Source organism: Petrotoga halophila DSM 16923 (assembly GCF_002924615.1).
The window spans coordinates 1-1204 of the sequence record NZ_JALY01000318.1 but is presented as its reverse complement, the minus strand read 5'-3'; the positions used below and the strand labels follow the sequence as shown (position 1 = coordinate 1204).

The following is a 1204-nucleotide window of genomic DNA, read 5'->3' as shown; positions in this document are numbered from 1 at the left end:
GTAGTAATCACATCTTTCTTCAATTAAACTGTCATCTTGTATCTCTTTAATTATCTTTTTTAGATCAATCTCTTCTTTGTAGTAATGAACGAGGTAAGATGTAAAGAGTTCTGATATTTGCCTTTCTTTTGGAAGGTTTTTAAACTTTTCAAGGTTTATCTCAAACTTTTTATCTATATCCTTCTTTTTCAATTCTTTGATTATACATATAGGTGCGGATGTGGTGATTTCAAACTCAAGAGCATCTATAATGTTTCTCAAGATACTTGGTTGAATGTACTGTGTCTTTGCAGATAAAAACTCTTTTAATGTTCTTTCAGAAACATTTATTGAATCTATGGGTATCTTTTCTTTTCCTATCTCTTTCCTTATGAAATCTCTTAGCGTTTTTGTGTTTAAGTAATTTCTATTTCTAATATTCAAAACAAAACGTCTGACATCATGAATGGTATATTCAAACTTATTCCATATTATTTTTTTCTTATCGACACTCAACAATGAAACTAAGCGTGAAAAAATAAAGGCGGTTTCATAAAACAACGGATCGTTATTATTCTTTTGTACTTGAAATGTAGTATCAAGGGAATTGAAAACATCAAAGTTATCATCATGGAAATAGTAACCAAGATAGAATCCCAATGGAAAGGTAAAAGCTAAAGCCTTTTCTTTGTTTGTATCTTTCAACCACCAAGATATATTGTTTAAAGCTTGCACCATACCAGAGGGATGTGGAACAGTTTTTAAAATCTTAAATGCTTCGATGTTTAAACAAACTGCTTCATCGTATTGTTCTTCATTCTTTTTTCCTCTTGATTTTGATAGTAATATGAAGCCTTTGGTGGCGGGAGTATTTTCATAACTTTCACTCCAAATCCTAATGGTTTGCAAATCTTTTTCTTCAAAATTTAATTCACGAACATTCTTTAACTTCTCAACGACTATTCCTCTTAAATACTTAGGAAGTTTTTCGAATTCTTCCTTCAATTGATTGAATACTTCTTTAATCTCTTCATTTCTAGAAAGATTGACTAAAATACTTATCTTTTCAACTAAAATTAGACAATACAAACTACCTTTTTTCAACCCCTTTATCTCTTTATCTATTATCTCAAGGGCTTCATTATATTTAACATCCCATTTTAATTTCAAAACGTTTATGTAATTGACGATGTTTTTATTTTTAGCTGATCCATCACTTTCTAAG

Annotated in this window: 1 protein-coding gene; it reads right to left on the bottom strand. The window is 29.6% G+C overall.

Annotated elements, in window-relative coordinates:
- On the bottom strand, positions 1-1204 hold a 1204-nt coding region (locus tag AA81_RS13505; protein WP_103899324.1), incomplete at both ends, for a hypothetical protein.